The 16725-nt window shown below is 37.3% G+C and carries 14 protein-coding genes; 8 read left to right on the top strand and 6 right to left on the bottom strand.

All coding sequences use genetic code 11. From position 1 onward, the window contains the following. The first annotated feature begins 108 nt into the window (after positions 1–108). Positions 109–2184, top strand: a complete 2076-nt coding sequence (locus GQR56_RS07750) for a S9 family peptidase (RefSeq protein WP_166110081.1) — start codon at positions 109–111, stop codon at positions 2182–2184. A gap of 59 nt (positions 2185–2243) precedes the next feature. After that, positions 2244–2642 carry a hypothetical protein gene (locus GQR56_RS07745; RefSeq protein WP_024611013.1) on the top strand — a complete coding sequence of 133 codons (399 nt, stop codon included), beginning with the start codon at positions 2244–2246 and terminating at the stop codon, positions 2640–2642. A 22-nt stretch (positions 2643–2664) separates the two neighbouring features. Here the strand turns inward: GQR56_RS07745 and GQR56_RS07740 are convergent, their stop codons facing one another. After that, a complete protein-coding gene (locus tag GQR56_RS07740) occupies positions 2665–3420 on the bottom strand; it encodes a response regulator transcription factor (RefSeq protein ID WP_166110076.1) in 756 nt (251 codons plus the stop codon). 238 nt (positions 3421–3658) lie between these two features. Between GQR56_RS07740 and GQR56_RS07735 the strand changes: the two genes are divergently transcribed. After that, positions 3659–6601 (top strand): TonB-dependent receptor, encoded by a 2943-nt coding sequence (locus tag GQR56_RS07735; RefSeq protein WP_024611011.1) that lies wholly within the window; start codon positions 3659–3661, stop codon positions 6599–6601. 287 nt (positions 6602–6888) lie between these two features. On the opposite strand, the gene GQR56_RS07730 is transcribed toward GQR56_RS07735, so the two are convergent. Further along, positions 6889–7362, bottom strand: coding sequence for a Dps family protein (locus tag GQR56_RS07730; RefSeq protein WP_024611010.1), 474 nt, complete (start codon positions 7360–7362; stop codon positions 6889–6891). A 342-nt stretch (positions 7363–7704) separates the two neighbouring features. Here GQR56_RS07730 and GQR56_RS07725 point away from each other — a divergent pair, with 342 nt between their 5' ends. After that, positions 7705–7914 (top strand): hypothetical protein, encoded by a 210-nt coding sequence (locus GQR56_RS07725; protein ID WP_166110073.1) that lies wholly within the window; start codon positions 7705–7707, stop codon positions 7912–7914. On the opposite strand, the gene GQR56_RS07720 is transcribed toward GQR56_RS07725, so the two are convergent. Further along, the gene (locus tag GQR56_RS07720; protein ID WP_024611008.1) at positions 7911–8513 is read right to left on the bottom strand and encodes an alpha/beta hydrolase; all 603 of its coding nucleotides are present in this window, start codon (positions 8511–8513) and stop codon (positions 7911–7913) included. The genes GQR56_RS07725 and GQR56_RS07720 overlap by 4 nt on opposite strands. A gap of 21 nt (positions 8514–8534) precedes the next feature. Further along, a complete protein-coding gene (locus GQR56_RS07715; RefSeq protein ID WP_166110070.1) occupies positions 8535–9071 on the bottom strand; it encodes a YaeQ family protein in 537 nt (178 codons plus the stop codon). Positions 9072–9375: 304 nt separating this feature from the next. Between GQR56_RS07715 and GQR56_RS07710 the strand changes: the two genes are divergently transcribed. Continuing rightward, positions 9376–10578 (top strand): tyrosine-type recombinase/integrase, encoded by a 1203-nt coding sequence (locus GQR56_RS07710; protein ID WP_166110067.1) that lies wholly within the window; start codon positions 9376–9378, stop codon positions 10576–10578. On the opposite strand, the gene GQR56_RS07705 is transcribed toward GQR56_RS07710, so the two are convergent. Further along, on the bottom strand, positions 10570–11421 hold the full coding sequence (locus tag GQR56_RS07705) for a hypothetical protein (RefSeq protein WP_166110064.1): 852 nt from the start codon (positions 11419–11421) through the stop codon (positions 10570–10572). The two genes, GQR56_RS07710 and GQR56_RS07705, sit on opposite strands and share 9 nt — an antisense overlap. Before the next feature lie 463 nt (positions 11422–11884). On the opposite strand from GQR56_RS07705, the gene GQR56_RS07700 reads away from it, so the two are divergent. Beyond that, on the top strand, positions 11885–12505 hold the full coding sequence (locus tag GQR56_RS07700) for an inovirus Gp2 family protein (RefSeq protein ID WP_166110061.1): 621 nt from the start codon (positions 11885–11887) through the stop codon (positions 12503–12505). 140 nt (positions 12506–12645) lie between these two features. Here GQR56_RS07700 and radC read toward each other — a convergent pair whose 3' ends face one another. Continuing rightward, positions 12646–13140 (bottom strand): DNA repair protein RadC, encoded by a 495-nt coding sequence (radC, locus tag GQR56_RS07695; protein WP_166110056.1) that lies wholly within the window; start codon positions 13138–13140, stop codon positions 12646–12648. Positions 13141–13275: 135 nt separating this feature from the next. Between radC and GQR56_RS07690 the strand changes: the two genes are divergently transcribed. Beyond that, a complete protein-coding gene (locus GQR56_RS07690; protein WP_166110053.1) occupies positions 13276–13467 on the top strand; it encodes an AlpA family transcriptional regulator in 192 nt (63 codons plus the stop codon). 480 nt (positions 13468–13947) lie between these two features. Continuing rightward, entirely contained in the window at positions 13948–16713 is a 2766-nt protein-coding gene (locus GQR56_RS07685) for a DEAD/DEAH box helicase family protein (protein ID WP_166110050.1), read from the top strand. The last annotated feature ends 12 nt before the right edge of the window (positions 16714–16725 follow it).

Here is a 16725-nt window from a genome sequence, read left to right as displayed (position 1 = left end):
GTTATTTTTAACAAAAAAACCGCTACATCTGAGCCTACTCAATATTGAGTGGGCTTTTTGCTTTTATGATAAACTGTAAATATTATTGTTTTTTAATTGGCTTCATTTGTGTCTCGTCCTGATTTTTCTTTAAATTTATTGCCTAATTTTCCTATTGCTCAAAAGCAACCTCATAAGCTTACTACTCATAGCAAAGCACGCACTGATAATTATTATTGGATGCGCGATGATGAGCGTCAAAATGAGGACGTATTAGCCCATTTACAAGCTGAAAATACTTATTGTGATGAGCAATTAGTCGCTATGAAGCCGCTACAAAATACATTATTTGAAGAGCTAAAAGCACGTATTGTAAAAGACGACAATACGGTGCCGGTTAAGGACGGAAAATACTGGTACCACAGTGAAGTACGTGGAGATGATGAATACTCTCGGCATTATCGAAGTACAAGCATGAGTGCAGATGACAAACAACTTCTATTAGATGTAAATGAAATAGCTGATGGATACGAGTTTTTTGAATTAGGAGAGGTTGCTTTAAGTTCGTGTGAGCAACTTATGGCGTATTCAGAAGATACTGAAGGTCGTCGTATTTATACCGTGCACTTTAAAAATATTGAAACAGGCAAAATGCTGTCAGATGTACTTGAAAACACTGAAGGGCAAATTGTTTGGGCAAACGATAATAAAACTGTTTTTTACGTTAAAAAAGACTTACAAACATTGCTTGGCTATCAAGTGTTTAGGCATGAATTAGGGAGTAAGCAAAGCCAAGACGTAATGGTGTATGAAGAGCAAGATAGTAGCTTTTTTATGGGGCTTGGTAAAAGCCGTGACGAGAGTTTAATTATAATTGATTTAGCCTCAACAGAAACAAACGACACATGGGTGCTTGATGCAAATAACCCTAATGGCGAATTTAAGGCGCTAATGCCGCGCGAAGAAGGTCATGAGTTTGACGTAGATAAACTGGGTGACACATTTTATATTGTGACTAATTGGCACGCTAAAAACTTTAGATTAATGACAGCAACAACCGAAACTATTTCTGATAAAACACAATGGTTAGAGCATACACCCCATAGGCGTAATGTATTGCTTGAAGGCGTAGAGTTATTTAATAACTTTTTAGTATTGAGTGAACGTGAGCAGGGGCAAGCTCGATTTGTAGTTGTTAATCAGCAAAATAAACGAATGGCGTTAGAGTTTGTAGATCCTTGTTATTATGCCGCAATTGCGATGAACCCAGAGCCTGATGCACAAACAGCACGTATTTATTATTCAAGCTTAACGACACCAGGTTCTTTGTACGATGTTGATTTAACAACTGGTGTAAAAACGTTACTTAAGCAGCAAAAAGTATTGGGCAGTTTTTGTGCTGATGACTATCAATCTGAGCGATTAATGGTTATTGCACGAGATGGTATTAAAGTACCTGTTTCGGTTGTGTATCGTAAAGATAGCTTTAAAAAAGAGGGTACCAATCCGTTATTTCAATATGGTTACGGTGCTTATGGTTACACTATCGATCCAAGCTTTTCTAGTACGTCATTAAGCTTACTTGACCGTGGTTTTGTTTATGTAATAGCGCACGTGCGTGGCTCTGAAATGTTAGGGCGTGAATGGTATGAGCAAGGTAAGAAAGAATTTAAGCAAAATAGCTTTAACGATTTTATCGATGTAACAAAAGCACTTATTGAGCAAGGTTATTGTGATAGCAATAAAGTATTTGCATCAGGTGGTAGTGCCGGTGGTTTGCTTATGGGAGCCGTTGTTAACCAGGCTCCTCAATTGTACTGTGGCGTTGGTTGTCATGTGCCATTTTTGGACGTGTTGACAACTATGCTTGATGAGAGCATACCACTAACAACAAATGAGTACGACGAGTGGGGAAATCCAAATGAGCCACAATTTTATGATGTAATTGAAGCTTACTCGCCGTATGACAATATTAGTGCGCAGGCTTATCCTAATATACTGGTGACTACTGGGTTACACGACTCGCAAGTACAGTATTGGGAGCCTATGAAGTGGGTTGCAAAAATGCGTGAGCTTAAAACAGACAGTAATATTTTAGTCTTTAAAACTGATATGGATGCTGGTCACGGTGGCGCATCAGGTCGCTTTAAAAGCTTAGAAGAAAAAGCGCTCGAAATGGCTTTTTTTATCGCATTGTTAAATTAACTGCAAAATCGATAAATTGTATTATTCTATATAATAGAACTTAATATATAAGGTAATTTATGTTTGGAGCACATGGCGAATTCCAGATTTGTTCACAGCCCCCTAATATGTATTTAAAATTAAAGGGTAGCTTTAACAATGAAGGCATAACATCGTTAACTAACGGTGTTATTCAAGAGTTAAGTACTCACCCCAAAAATACGATTAAGTATGTAATTGTTAATCTTGGGGAGTTTGAGCTTTTAACTTTAGATAGCCTTGATTCGCTAGAAGCTTATTTTGCTGGTGTAAAGGAGCGTGGCTATCAACGAGTTGACTATTTAAATATTAATATCGTAGCTAAAAATATGTTCGAAAGAATATGGAAAAATAGCGATGTAGAAGTAAACTTTTATAAAGATAACGAAAGCTATTTATTAGTGCACCCAAACGATAATTACATCAAGCAAAATTGGTAACTAAAATGAGTATTACAAGCCGCTACTGAAGAGGGCTTATAATACTCTCTAAACAACTTTTGTAACGTCTTGAAAGGTTTAAACACATATCATTTTTAAGCCTTACTTTATAGTCGCCGCTGTCGGTTGGCATTAGTTCGCAAATTGCTTGTTTTCTAACTAAAGTTGAGCGATGAATACGAATAAAGCCTTCAGGTACTAATTGTTGCTCAATATTTTTCATGGTTTCACGATGTAAAATTGGTGTTCCACCTTGCGTAAAATGTAGCTCTACATAATTGCCCGCACCATTTATCCAAATAATATCTTGTATATCAATTAACCTTACTTTACCTACATCTTTAACCACAATATGTGATGACGATGGCTTATCTTGTTGGGTGTTTTCTTGATATTGGCGCTCTGCTGCACTAGCAATAGGACACAGATGTATGAGCTTATCAAAGCACTTTTCTACTCTTGGCGTTGTTGAATCTAAAGTTAAAAAATCAACTGCACCTACTTCAAAAGCAAAACTCGCAAAGTGACCAGACTGAGCAATAATTACCAATTTCATTTTTTTTGCAAGTTCAGTTAGATGCACAATTTGAGTGGGATCGGATAAATCCGTTAACTCATAAAAAAGTACGTTATATTTGGTAGTATCAATTTGATCTAATCGCTGTGTTGAAACAAGCGATTGAGACTCAAAATGTCTATGATCTTGCACGCGTTTTGTTAAAAATGTTGCAAAGTCAGTATTAGCAACAAAAGTTAGTGCATGAAAAGAAGCGTTCATTATTGTCTATCCCCTACTATGTATACTTATAAAGACCGTGCTTAGAGAAAAAAATGTTATAAAAATACCAAATATTTTCAATAATGAATGTGATGTATATTTTTATCCCATCAAACAAGCATTTCATACCTGTTACAGAGCCTATTAAAGAACATATATAGAGACTTGATTTTAATCCCCTTAATGTAACTCGCGAAGTAACCATTTAGTTACAAAAATAACAATTCAGGGGAAATAAATGAAATTAACTAACAAAGGTAATGATCGATTATTTAAAAAATCATCATTAACAGTCGCATTAAGTAGTGTATTACTTGCAGGTTTTTCGTTTCAAGGTGTTGCAGCTGAGGATGAAGAAATTGAAAAAATAGAACGAGTGCAAGTAACTGGTTCACGTATTCGCTCAGCAGAAGCTATGTCATCTGCACCAATTCAAGTTGTAGATAGCGCCGCTATCGATGCTTCTGGTTCACTAAATATTCAAGATTTACTACTTGATAACCCTGCATTTGGTTCACCGGCTATTAGCCGTACTAACTCAAATTTTAATACAGCCAGTGCGGGTGTTGCTACAGTTGATTTACGTAACCTAGGTTCTAACCGTACATTGGTATTAGTTAACGGTCGTCGTTATGTATCAGGTGTACCAGGTAGTTCTGCTGTTGATTTAAATACTATCCCAAGCCAATTTATCGAACGTGTTGAAATTATGACTGGTGGTGCTTCATCTGTTTATGGCTCTGACGCTGTTGCTGGTGTAGTTAACTTTGTTTTAAAAGATGACTTTGAAGGCGTTGAGTTTGATGGCCAATATGGTGAGTCAAGTGAAGGTGATGACGAGTCGCGTCAATTTAACTTCACTTCAGGCTTATCAAGTTCAGATGGCAAAGGGCATGCAATGTTTCACCTTGGTTACTCTGATCAAGGTGCTGTTTTCTCACGTGACCGTGATCGTTCAGCAGTAGACCAATTTTCAGGTATTTTCTTTGAAGATGATCCAGTAGCAAACCCTGGCTCTGTATTTGATGCCGTAAGCCCGTTCTTATCTTCATTCCCACCACAAGGTCGTTTTAGCGCTGGAGATGAAACATTTACGTTTGATGGTTCAAATAATCTACAAAATTCGTTTAGCACTAACGGCGGCGATGGCGTAGAGGCAAATGGTTTTAACCGAAGTGGTGTACGTACAATCGCAATACCTACAGAGCGTTACTTATTTGCGTCAAATGGTAGTTATGAATTAAGCGATAAGCATAGCTTCTTTTATGAAGGGACTTACGCTGCAACGACAACAGAGTCTGAATTAGAGCCGTTCCCGTTCGCTTCTGACGATATTTATGCAAATGGTCAAGTACCTATTGAATTCAATGTAAACGGTGAAATATTACGTAGTGCATTCGTACCAGATGATATATATAACGCAGCAACTGACACCGATGGTGATGGTATGCGTGATATCTTTTTTGCAAAACGTTTGAGTGATATCGGTAACCGTGGAGCACGAGCAGAGCGTGATACATTCCGCTTAGCACTTGGTTTTCAAGGTGAAATAGCCGATGGTTGGTTTTACGATACTTACTATGTATATGGTAAAACAAAAGAGCAACAAGTTTCAGGCGGCTTAGTTAATGTTCAAAGCTTCCGTCAAGGTTTAGAGTCTGTTATCGATAGCCAAGATTTAGATGGCGACGGTATTACTGATGAAGCTATTTGTATCGATGCTACAGCACGTGGTTTTAACTGTGCACCAGTAGATATTTTTGGTTTTAATTCGTTATCACAAGGTGCGATTGATTTTGTAAGCGCACCTAGCTCACTTTCAACGTCGGTTGAGCAAGAGATTATTGGTGGTAATATTTCAGGTGATTTATTTGAACTACCAGCGGGTGTAGTGGGTATTGCTGCTGGTTTTGAATACCGTGAAGAGTTCTCTCGTAGTGAATTTGATGCACTACAGCAAGCCGGTCTTAATGCGGGTAATGCAATCCCAGCAACAGAAGGCTCGTTTGACGTAACAGAGTTTTATGTAGAAGCTAATATTCCAGTGCTTGATACTGTAACAATGAACGCAGCTGTTCGCTTATCTGATTATTCAACAGTCGGTAACACCGAAAGTTGGAATGTGGGTGTTGATTGGGAAGTAATGGATAGCTTACGTTTACGTGCTACTCGCGCTCGCTCAACACGTGCTCCAAATATCGATGAGTTATTTTCTCCACCTTCGCAAACGTTCCCAAGTGGTTTAAATGATCCATGTTTAGGTGTTAGCAATAGTGGTGGCGGTGCTGCAGGTGATGCTTGTCGTGCAGATGTTGGTGTTACATCTAACATTGCATCAAATGGTGAGTTTGCACTTAACCAGTCTGATCTACAAGGCATTAGTGGCTTTAACCGTGGTAACGAAGACTTAAAAGAAGAGGTTGGTGATTCTGTAACAGTAGGTTTGGTATTTACTCCAGAAAACTTAATATCTGGACTAGATATCACGCTTGATTACTTCGACATTGAAATTACTGATGCAATTGTTTCAACGCCTCGTCAGTTTATTCTTGACCAGTGTTATGGTGGTGGCGATACAAGCTTTTGTGACTTTGTAACTCGTCGTAGCGTTTCTTCAGGTAACAATAGCGCTGGTTCGCTAGAGTTTATCGACAGTGGTGTAACTAACAGTGGTGGCTTAGGTACAGAAGGTGTTGATTTAACACTAACGTACGCTACTGATATTGGTCCGGGTGCGTTTAGAACTCGCCTTGCTTACACTTACTTAATCGATGGTTACAGCATTCCACTTCCTGGTGCTGATAAAGATGAGTTTGCTGGAGAAATTGGTGCATCAGAACATAAAGCTAACTGGAACTTTGGTTATAAACTTAATGACTTTGATTTTAACTGGAGCTTAACTTACATTGGCTCTGCAGACTTTGATGATCAATTCTTAAGTGGCTTTGGTATTGCACCAGGCGGAATTGGAATTGGTTCGGTAACGTACCATGATGTTCAAGCAAGCTACCATATCAGTGATTCAATGGAATTATATGCAGGTGCAAGTAACTTATTTGATAAAGAGCCACCGCGCATTCTATCGGGTGTGAGCGGTTCAAGTACTGGTACTGAAACTGATGCAGGTACGTATGACCCAATTGGTCAATCATTCTACGTAGGTTTTAGAAGTAAGTTTTAATAAATAACGGTATTAATATCGTTATTTAACGAGTTATGTTTACAAAGCCTCAGTAATTACTGAGGCTTTTTTTTGTAAAAAAAACAATACAGATTTTTAAGCAATATAGCGCTACTTGCCCCTGTATATAAGGGCTAAATCCATTTAAACCAAAAAAAACGCCACTGGTAACAGGTGCGTTGTTTAGTTTGAGTAAAGGTCTAATATGATAATCGAACCGTTTGATTATTTAACGATTTATCCCTACTTAAGCCCTCTTTGAGGGCTTTTATCTTTTTAGCTCAAAATTAATCTAAATATGCTTTTAGCATCCATACAAGTTTTTCTTGCTCAGAAATGTATTCACTCATAAGGGCTGCTGTACCTTCATCATTAGCGTCGCTAGCTTGGTTTAAAATATCACGCTGCATATGAATTAATGTACTGTAACCAGCAAGTAGGTTTTCTACTGCCGTAACGCCATCACTAATGCCTTTAGCTTCTTTAATCTCGCTTACCTTTAAGTAATCAGAGAATGCATGTAGTGGTGCGCCATCTAACGTTAAGATACGCTCAGCTACTTCGTCTACTTTTAAAAGTAATAGGTTATAAATTTCTTCAAACTTAACGTGTAGTTCAAAAAAGTTACGGCCTTTAATATTCCAGTGAAAACCACGCGCATTCATGTATTGAATTTGGTAGCTGCTTAATAGCGTATTGAGTGATTTTACAATGTCATCACTTTTTGCACTATTTAGACCAATTGCGTTTACCTGTGACATAACTTGCTCCTTAAATAACCGTTAATTTGTGAACTGCCAATGAGTATTATACATTAGCCTTAATTAGTAAAATCGTTTAATTTTATCAATGTAATAGCTTTAAGCTATCAACTGTTAATGACGTTACTTTTAAATTAAGTTTATGGACTATTAATATAAATGGGTCTGATGAATTAAAATACTACCCCTCAAAAAAAATAAAAATTTGAGCTGCACAAATTATGATCTAAAACAAACTATTAGCAAGGCAATCTCATTGCCATTTTATTTATTGATGCAGGTCAAAAATCAATCACTCTAACGGCGCATAATAATGTTATCGAAATAATTAGGAGAGATAGCATGCATGCAAAAACAGCAAAACAAAATAAAGCAGAATTAATAGTCGTTGGTATAGCGCTGTTGGTATTTGTATTGGGGTTAGTTGCTCACTTGGCAGGTGCTAGTTTTGCTAACTCTGATTTTTTTGGTTACATCGCAGCACCAATCCCATTGATACTGGGTGTTATATTTTTAATTAGCTATAAAATTGCAGAGGCTGCTGAAGATTAGTCTTCACTCAAGCACTTTAAAATATAATTAACCACTTCGCGTGAGTAAATCATACTGGTATGGCTTAAATGGAACACCTTATGTTCTGCCATGCCCTTGAGCTTAGTTTCATCAAGTAACACAGTACCGTCCGAACGACTGCCTTTAACTATAAGTGGCATTAACCCGATAGGTAAGTCACCCGCAATACTGTAGAGCTTAGCTTTAAATGGCCAATTACCATTTTGCGTAAGTAAAAACTCAACACTGTTTTTTAAAAAAGACTCAAAACCTTTTTGCTTCATTTTATGGGCAATATGGCTACCTTGGTGAGGAGTGCCTAAAGTAACTACCTTTGTAACATGCTGGCTTGCTTGAGAGTTAGCTTCTAAATACGCGCGAGCAATTAGGCCACCTAATGAATGGCATACAAGCGCAGAAGGTTCATTTGCAATGCATTCATCAATTTGAGCAAAAATAGTATCGCGATTAGGATCGAGAGTATTGTAGGTAATATTGAGGACTTTTACACCAGACTCTTCTAAACGAGAGCACAGTGGGCGCATAACAAAGCCAGACATATATAAGCCATGTAAAACAATAACGTGTTTAACTTTCATACGCCCTCAAAGTATCAGCAATTACATTAACTGCTGTGGTTTTATTTCAATATTAGTATGATCTGTATTAACCCACACTTCACCATCTTGAATAGTAATAGCAAGCTTAATACTGCGATCAACTAAAGCGGCAAGTGCTTGTGTTGTCGCATAATCTAAACTAAAAATACTTAAGTTTTTAAATTCATACAGTTTAGGTTGATGCTTTTGCCACCAAATTGCCTGATTATTTTCACCGTACGTATAAAGCACTACTTTCTTAGACTTATTGCAGGCTTTTTTAAGGCGCTTCTCATCTGGTAAGCCAAGCTCAATCCACAGTTCTATTTCTTCACTATAGCTTACATGCCAAAGCTCAGGCTCATCATCAGCACTTAACCCTTTAGTAAACTCTAAACCATCGCAGCTATTTAATGCAAAAGCGAGTAAGCGAATCATTAACCGTTGATCGGTTTCTGAAGGGTGTTGAGCCAAGGTTAAATTAAAATCTTGATAAACGTGACGGTCCATATCACTAAGCGATAATTGGACTTTCATAATGGTGGATTTAAGAGCCATAACAACTAATCTGAAAAAATTTGCGTCAGTATAGCGCAATTAAGTGAATTGCCAGTTAAAATAGCAGTTAATTATACGTTAGGAGTTAAAAATGGCTATCCAGTGGTTCCCTGGGCGCTTGCATTAACTTCCGCAACAATCCTGGGTTGTGTTTATATCTCTATAAAAACAATGATTTAGTTTGTTTTTGTTCCGTAGTAGTCCAGCCTCATCTTGTTACTTCTACTATTTTTAATACCCACCTTAGTACCCATGAGGCTGTGTTCTATATATACTAGTCATAATTAGTATTGTGGAGCTTATTATGGCAAGGCCTGTAGTTCGTTTAACGGATAAGAAAATAAAATCAATTACTAGCTCCGACAAAGAGCAAACGCTTTCTGATGGTGGCGGACTTCAATTACGAGTTTTACCTACGGGAACTAAGTCTTGGCAGTTTAAGTTCAAAAATCCAATAACTGCAAAGTTCAACAGAATGCCTCTTGGGATATATCCATCTCTATCACTTGCTAACGCCCGCACTAAAGCAATTGAGTATCAGGAGCTACTAGCGCAAGGTATTAACCCAAAAGAACATGAGTTAGCTAAAAAGAAAGCAGAAAGCCGAAAAGCAGCTAATACATTTTTAGCTGCCGCAGAGCTTTGGTTTGAACGAAAACAACCTACTGTGACTGCTCATCACGCAGCTAGAGAGTGGCGAACGCTTGAAATGTATATATTCCCTAAGATGAAAGATATACCGTTAGATAGCATTACAGCGATAGGCACAATTGAAATACTCAGGCCACTAGAGTCTGACGGTAAACATTCCACAATTAAACGTATTTGCCAAAGCTTAAACCAGATCATGGATTACTCAGTAAACCATGGTTTTATTAATGCCAATCCACTAGCAAAAATTATAAAAGTATTTACTAAAAATACTGTCGAGCATATGGCAACGATTAGACCTGAAGAGCTCCCAGGCTTTTTAACCGCTTTGAATAACTCTCAAACCATTCAGGACAAAACCAAGCTTTTAATCTTGTGGCAATTGCACACAATGACTCGCTCAAAGGAAGCCGCTGGCACTAAGTGGACCGATATTAATATCGAAGAAGAGGTTTGGGTTATACCTGCTGAAGAAATGAAGCGCAGAAGAGCCCACAGAGTGCCTTTAACGCCTGCTACCTTAGCAATACTAGAGCAAATGAAGCCCTTAAGTAGCCATCATGAGTATGTATTCCCGAGTGGGCGTAATGAAAATAACCATGCAAGCACCTATACAGTTAATGCAGCTATAAAGCGAAGCTTAGGCTACAAAGATAAGCTGGTGGCACATGGTCTGCGCTCTGTTGCTTCTACTACCCTTCATGAGAAAGGTTACGATAGCCTTTTAGTTGAAGCCTGCTTAGCGCATGCAGACGAAAATGAAACAAGAGCGGCATATAACCGCTCGGACTATTTAGAGCAACGCAGACCAATAATGGAGTGGTGGAGTGAGTATATTTTACAGAGCTCACTTTAGCCTTGAGTGAGCTTGCTCTATTAAAAGTTCTATAGTTTCATTTAGGTGTAACCGTTCTTTTTTTGAAATTTCTTTAAGCTTGATTTTGATATCTTTTCTAAGCATATAGTTTGATGCAACTCTATCGGCATTCTCATTTCGGTATTTTCTTTGTGAGTTTGCCCTTTTGATCTTGATGAAAAAATTTTCTGCGTAGTCAGGGTTTGTTGCATAAGGTAACGTGTCGAAAAAATATTGGATATACGAAATCATACCTTTATTTGAAGTATCTGTTGGTCTAGGCGCAGCAATAAAAGAGTCCTCAGTAATTACTTTAAACTTTTGCTCTATGTAGTTTATTACCCATTTCATGTGCTCGATATCTTTAAATTTTATCCATTCTGTATTCTTTGCAAAGGCATACCACTTTTCTAAGTAATTTTGTATTTCTTGCTCTATGTCTTTTTCGAGTTTTATCGGTGCCTCAGTAATGGTTAATTTTAGTTTACGCTTGCTTTGGGCTAGCACAAAATCTATTAGTGCTAGTAGCTGTATATGAGAGTCTTCTGCAAGTATTGTTTTAGCATCATAATTTTTGTAAATAAGAAATTGAAGGAAATTCATTAACCTTTGGTTCTTGCTAATGCGCTCAAGTTCTGGGAGCGAGGATTTCACATCTATCCATAATTTATGTAGCTGTTCTACGTTTTCGTATGGACTTCTTTTTATAAAGTTAATCTTTTCATCAGTGCCTAAACATTGTTTGTTTGAGAGATAAGCGTAGATAAATGTAATAGCTCGAAGGTTACCATCTAACAAGTCTTGCACTCGATCTTCTTTCGAAAGTTCAGTTTCTAAAGCCATATCACTCCGTAATTTCTTGTTTATTTATAAGTGGTTTTTAAGGTTGTTTGATGAAAATTTATAGTGTTTTTATAGTGTTTTTATAGTGTTTTTATAGTGTTTTTATAGTGTTTTTTTGTGACTGTAATATGCCTACATACATTGAAAAAACAGAATTATCATAAGTTTTTTAAGAGAAAAAAGCTAATTTTTTAATTCCAAGTTATGAAATCTTCCTATTTTGTCACCGTTTAAGTTTCTCGATGCAACTTTTTCCTCAAAATAACTCCAGAGTGAATGATAAAATTATCTTAAAGGTATGAAAGGCTACTTTTCTAAAAAGTGTTGAAATGGTTTTGATGCTTTCTTTTGTTATGTGTCGGATAGGTAAGATATGCCTATTTAACTTAGTTATTGGTAAGTACTTATGATGTAGGAAAATACATAAGTGTCTCTTTGTATACTTACAAAACAAAGAGTACTTATGATGATCAAACAACCACTATACAACCCAATATACCAACAACGTATTGAATCAGTTTTAAACCATGCTGTTGAGCAATATCCTCGATTGAATGTAGTAAGATTTGATTTATACCTCCCTGATTATTATCAGTGCATAGATACACCTAAAGCAGTAGCGAATAATTTAATATCTAGATTCTTTGCTTCATTAAAGGTAAGGCTTAGCATTGACGCTATACAGCGCAGGCGTTTAGGGCATAGAGTTCATGATACAGACTTGTATTATGTCTGGGCGAGAGAGTTTGGGGAGCTTGCTAATAAAGAGCACTATCATATTACGATTTTTATAAATAAGGACAGATTCCACTCCTTAGGTAGCTATGACTATAATTCTGGTAGCTTAGCATCTTTAATTATACAAGCATGGGCTAGTGCACTCAGTATTCCTGCGTATGAAGCGCAAAACCTTATTAACTTCCCTGATAACGCATCTAATTGGATTGAACGAAAATCTAAGGGTTACTTAGCTCAAAAGGCTGCTGTTGGAACAAGGTTAAATTATTTAGCAAAAAATAAAACCAAGGTCTATGGTGATGGCAAGAGAAATTTTGGAACTAGTTGCATACCTAAACAGTATTAACGACTCACTGTTAAAAGCGCCCTAAGTAGGGCGCTGGTTTATTTAATGTCATCTTCATAGATCTTCTGAATTATCTTCAAAATAGCAATCGTATGAATAATGATTCTTATCGTATTGGTATTTAGCAATGTATCCTCCTCTTAGTTATTACTGTCTAAACTTAGTAGCTGTCTTTCTGCAAAAGAAACACATGTTTCACCAACGATAATGTGGTCAAGCACTGTCACGTCAATTAGCGCTAAAGCACTTTCTAGCTTCTTTGTAATGAGTTTGTCTGCCTGTGATGGCGTGGGGTCGCCTGAAGGGTGGTTATGAGCAAAGATAACGCTGGTGGCGTTTTTGCTAAGCACAGACTTAACAACTTCTCTGGGATAAACAGAAGCTGCATTAATAGTTCCAAAAAATAGCTCTTGATAATCAATAATCCGATTTTGGCTATCCAAATACAACGCAGCGAATACTTCACGCTCATATACACCTAGTTTTGCCTTTAAAAAATCTATGGCTGTAGAGGGGCTGTTAAGCGCTCCTAGGCGAGTATATCTTTGCTGCATTATTTCAGCTGCTCTTTCTAAAATTTTATCTTCTAAACATTTAAACTTTGATTCGTATTGCTTGGTTTTAATTAAAGCCATTATTAGGTCCTCAGGTGGATGATGAATACCCCTAAGTGATATATGCCTTCAATATTTTGGATTTAGCCACTAGCTCAAAAAAGTAACTTTCTACATAAATGACATATCTCTTGAACCTATAACGGAGATAGAAAAATGCGTTTAATTAAATTAAAAGAAGTAATCGAAAAAACATCACTTGGCCGCTCAACAATTTATGAGTTTATGGCTAAAGACATATTCCCTAAGCAAGTATCAACAGGAGGAAGGTCGGTAGCATGGGCTGAGTTTGAAGTAGATAATTGGATAATGGAAAGAATAAGTGAAAGAGATAATAGCTGCATTTAGTATGCAGCTATAGATTTATGAGCTTTTAGCTATAGCTGTAATGCATAAAACAGCTACTTTTTCTATTGAAAGGTCTTTTGCATTACTAACCAAGCTATCTAAATTTATTAAATTATCAAAACTCATTAAAAACATCTTATTTCATATTTATCGGCATAAGTAATTAGTTACAGATTGATAGATTTAGCGAATAAAAGTATTTTTAATTTGTGCTTTACCAAGCAGAGGTATATTTTTTAACTTAAAAGTATAATTTTGCTTCAAAATTTATATACTATCGATAGAAACAATTAACCAGCTATGAAATTGTATTCCAAGAATAAATTATTGAAAAATACCTTTCATAATTGTTGATGATAGCTTTGTTATAATTGTATCTAGTTTAACAACAGAGTTTATATTGATTAAGGTTATTTTTATTAAACACAGGTATTAGAGTTGAATGTATTTACAGCGGTAGGCTGCTATGGAAGAGCATAAATGGAAATTAGACCTGAAGACCAAGCCAGATTAGTTATTGATGAAAAGCTAATTCAAGCAGGTTGGGCAATACAAGATAAAAAGCGGATGAACCTCTATGCAGGTACAGAAGGCGTTTATCGTGTTGCTATTCGTGAAATGGATACGTCAACAGGCCCTGTTGACTACATGTTATTTATCAATGGTAAAGCATGCGGGGTCCTTGAAGCTAAAAAGGATGGTATTTCATTAGGTGGGGTAGCAGAGCAAAGCAGCCGCTATAGTTTATCTAAGTCAGCATTTACTCAACGTTGGTTAGATGACTTACCTTTTACATACGAAGCCAGTAGTCTTGAAATTCGTTTTTGTGATTATCGTGACCCTAAAGCACGTAGCCGCAGCATCTTCCATTTTCACAAACCTGAAACCCTCAAAAACTGGCTTGAAGAAGAAAACACACTTCGAGCGCGTATGCACCACCTGCCTGAATTAAATACCGATGGCTTACGTGACTGTCAAATAGCAGCCATTACAGGCATTGAAGAATCACTTAAAAAAAATAAGCCCCGCGCATTACTGCAAATGGACACAGGCTCAGGAAAAACCTTTACCGCCGTTACTCAAATTTACCGTCTTGCTAAATACGCCAAAGCTAAACGAGTATTGTTTTTGGTTGACCGTGGTAATTTAGGTCGTCAGGCTAAAAAAGAATTTGAACAATACGATACCCCTTTAGATGGTCGTAAGTTTACCTCTCACTACAATGTAAACATGCTTGGTACTACAGGTGTTTCCGATACCACTAAAGTAACCATTTCAACTATTCAGCGATTGTATTCTCAACTATCAGGAACGGAGTTAGATGACGATGCCGATGAACGTTCAGGTTACGAAGTAGAATCTAATAGCGAATCAAAACAGCCACGTACCGTGAACTATAACCCTGAAATCCCAATTGAAACCTTTGACCTCATTATAATCGATGAATGTCATCGCTCTATTTATAACTTATGGCGACAAGTCATTGAGTACTTTGACGCCTTCTTAATTGGCTTAACGGCAACACCCACCAAAAAAACCATCGGCTTTTTTAATCAAAGTTTAGTGTCTGAATATACCCATGAAGATGCAGTAATTGATAAAGTTAACGTAGGTTACGATATCTACCGCATTAAAACGAAAAAGTCAGAAGAAGGTGACTTAATAGAAGCAGGCACCGCCGTACAAGTACGTGACCGCTTAACGAAAAAGAAACGCCAAGAAATTCTCGACAAAGATGAAAATTATAATAAAAAGCAACTTGATCGAAGTGTTATAGCCCCTAATCAAATATTAACCGTATTAACCGCATTTAAAGACAACTGTTTACCCGACTGTTTTAGTGGACGTACTTGGGTACCTAAAACGCTGATATTTGCTAAAGATGATGATCACGCCGATCGTATTGTTGATAAAGTACGAGAAGTGTTCGATGAAGGGAACAGCTTTTGTAAAAAAGTCACTTACCGTGTTGGTAAAAAAGCAGCAGAAGATACTATTGCAGAGTTTCGTACTAGCCCCAGGCTGCGTGTAGCCGTAGCCGTAACCGTAGACATGATAGCAACAGGTACCGACATTAAGCCGTTAGAATGTCTTATTTTCATGCGTGATGTGCGCAGCCAAGCCTACTACGAACAAATGAAAGGTCGAGGTACCCGTGTTATTGATGTTGATTCACTTCACGCGGTAACACCAGATGCCATAGCAAAAACTAAGTTTGTGTTAGTTGACGCGGTAGGTGTAACAGAAACAGACAAAACTGAAAGCCAATCAATGGAGCAAAAACCTTCAGTTTCAACTGAAAAGCTGATGGAACAAATAGCCCGTGGTGACAGAGACGCAGAAACATTACGTAGTTTAGGCAATCGCTTAATACGACTAGATTTAAAGCTTGATGATAAACAACGCGCAGCACTCAGCGAATTAATGGGTAAACCGCTACCCTTAGTCGCTGGTGAATTAATACATGCCACTAATGAAGAATACTTAGAACAACAAGCAAAAGTTGAATTTGGCACCGATGCGCCAACCCAAGAGCAACGAGATCAGGTTTACCTACCGCTAGCAAACGAAGCAATAAAGCTGTTTCACAATCCTGATGTGCGTGAAACTATTGAAGACGTAAGGCGGAATACTGACCAGATAATTGATGAAAGTGCTGACGAGCTAATAGATGCAGGTTTTGATGAAGAAAAAGCACAACACATCATTCAAAACTTTAAACAATTTATTAATGATAATAAAGCCGAATTAACCGCAATTGAGTTAATTTTCAGCAAACCTTATCAACAGCGTCACTTAAGTTACGAACAAATAGAAGAATTGGCTGAAAACATTCAAGCGCCGCCGTATAATCTCGCCTCAATAGAAGTATGGAAAGCCTATCAGCAATTAGAAGCAGCTAAAGTAAAGGGTGTACCGTCTGCAACGCTACTTACTAATATTGTAAGTTTAATCAGTTACGCTACAGGCTTAAAAGATGTATTAGAGCCGTTCCCAGAAGTAGTAGAGCGTCGGTTTGATAACTGGTTAACCCAGCAGCAACAAACCGGTGTTGAATTTAATGCCGGACAGCTTGAATGGCTAGCGCTGATAAAAGAGCAAATAGCTCAAAACGCAGAAATGATGATAGAAGACTTTGACTATGCCCCATTTACTCAACAAGGTGGCGTACTTAAAGCAAAGCAGTTATTTGGTGACAAACTAGATAATGTAGTGAATGAATTAAATGGATATTTAATTGCTTAAATATCAAATGAG

The sequence above is a fragment of the Pseudoalteromonas sp. Z9A5 genome (assembly GCF_011378875.1).
Classification (GTDB): Bacteria; Pseudomonadota; Gammaproteobacteria; order Enterobacterales; family Alteromonadaceae; genus Pseudoalteromonas.
The sequence above is the reverse complement of the archived record's forward strand: the minus strand, read 5'-3'. Positions and strand labels throughout refer to the sequence as shown.

Bases quoted from the DNA above. Each gene is read 5' to 3' on its own strand.
- radC (WP_166110056.1), bottom strand. From the start codon at position 13,140: ATGGCTTTAATTAAAACCAAGCAATACGAATCAAAGTTTAAATGTTTA.
- GQR56_RS07710 (WP_166110067.1), top strand. From the start codon at position 9,376: ATGGCAAGGCCTGTAGTTCGTTTAACGGATAAGAAAATAAAATCAATT.
- GQR56_RS07700 (WP_166110061.1), top strand. From the start codon at position 11,885: ATGATGATCAAACAACCACTATACAACCCAATATACCAACAACGTATT.
- GQR56_RS07720 (WP_024611008.1), bottom strand. From the start codon at position 8,513: ATGAAAGTTAAACACGTTATTGTTTTACATGGCTTATATATGTCTGGC.
- GQR56_RS07735 (WP_024611011.1), top strand. From the start codon at position 3,659: ATGAAATTAACTAACAAAGGTAATGATCGATTATTTAAAAAATCATCA.
- GQR56_RS07730 (WP_024611010.1), bottom strand. From the start codon at position 7,362: ATGTCACAGGTAAACGCAATTGGTCTAAATAGTGCAAAAAGTGATGAC.
- GQR56_RS07725 (WP_166110073.1), top strand. From the start codon at position 7,705: ATGCATGCAAAAACAGCAAAACAAAATAAAGCAGAATTAATAGTCGTT.
- GQR56_RS07685 (WP_166110050.1), top strand. From the start codon at position 13,948: ATGGAAATTAGACCTGAAGACCAAGCCAGATTAGTTATTGATGAAAAG.
- GQR56_RS07705 (WP_166110064.1), bottom strand. From the start codon at position 11,421: ATGGCTTTAGAAACTGAACTTTCGAAAGAAGATCGAGTGCAAGACTTG.
- GQR56_RS07740 (WP_166110076.1), bottom strand. From the start codon at position 3,420: ATGAACGCTTCTTTTCATGCACTAACTTTTGTTGCTAATACTGACTTT.
- GQR56_RS07715 (WP_166110070.1), bottom strand. From the start codon at position 9,071: ATGGCTCTTAAATCCACCATTATGAAAGTCCAATTATCGCTTAGTGAT.
- GQR56_RS07690 (WP_166110053.1), top strand. From the start codon at position 13,276: ATGCGTTTAATTAAATTAAAAGAAGTAATCGAAAAAACATCACTTGGC.
- GQR56_RS07745 (WP_024611013.1), top strand. From the start codon at position 2,244: ATGTTTGGAGCACATGGCGAATTCCAGATTTGTTCACAGCCCCCTAAT.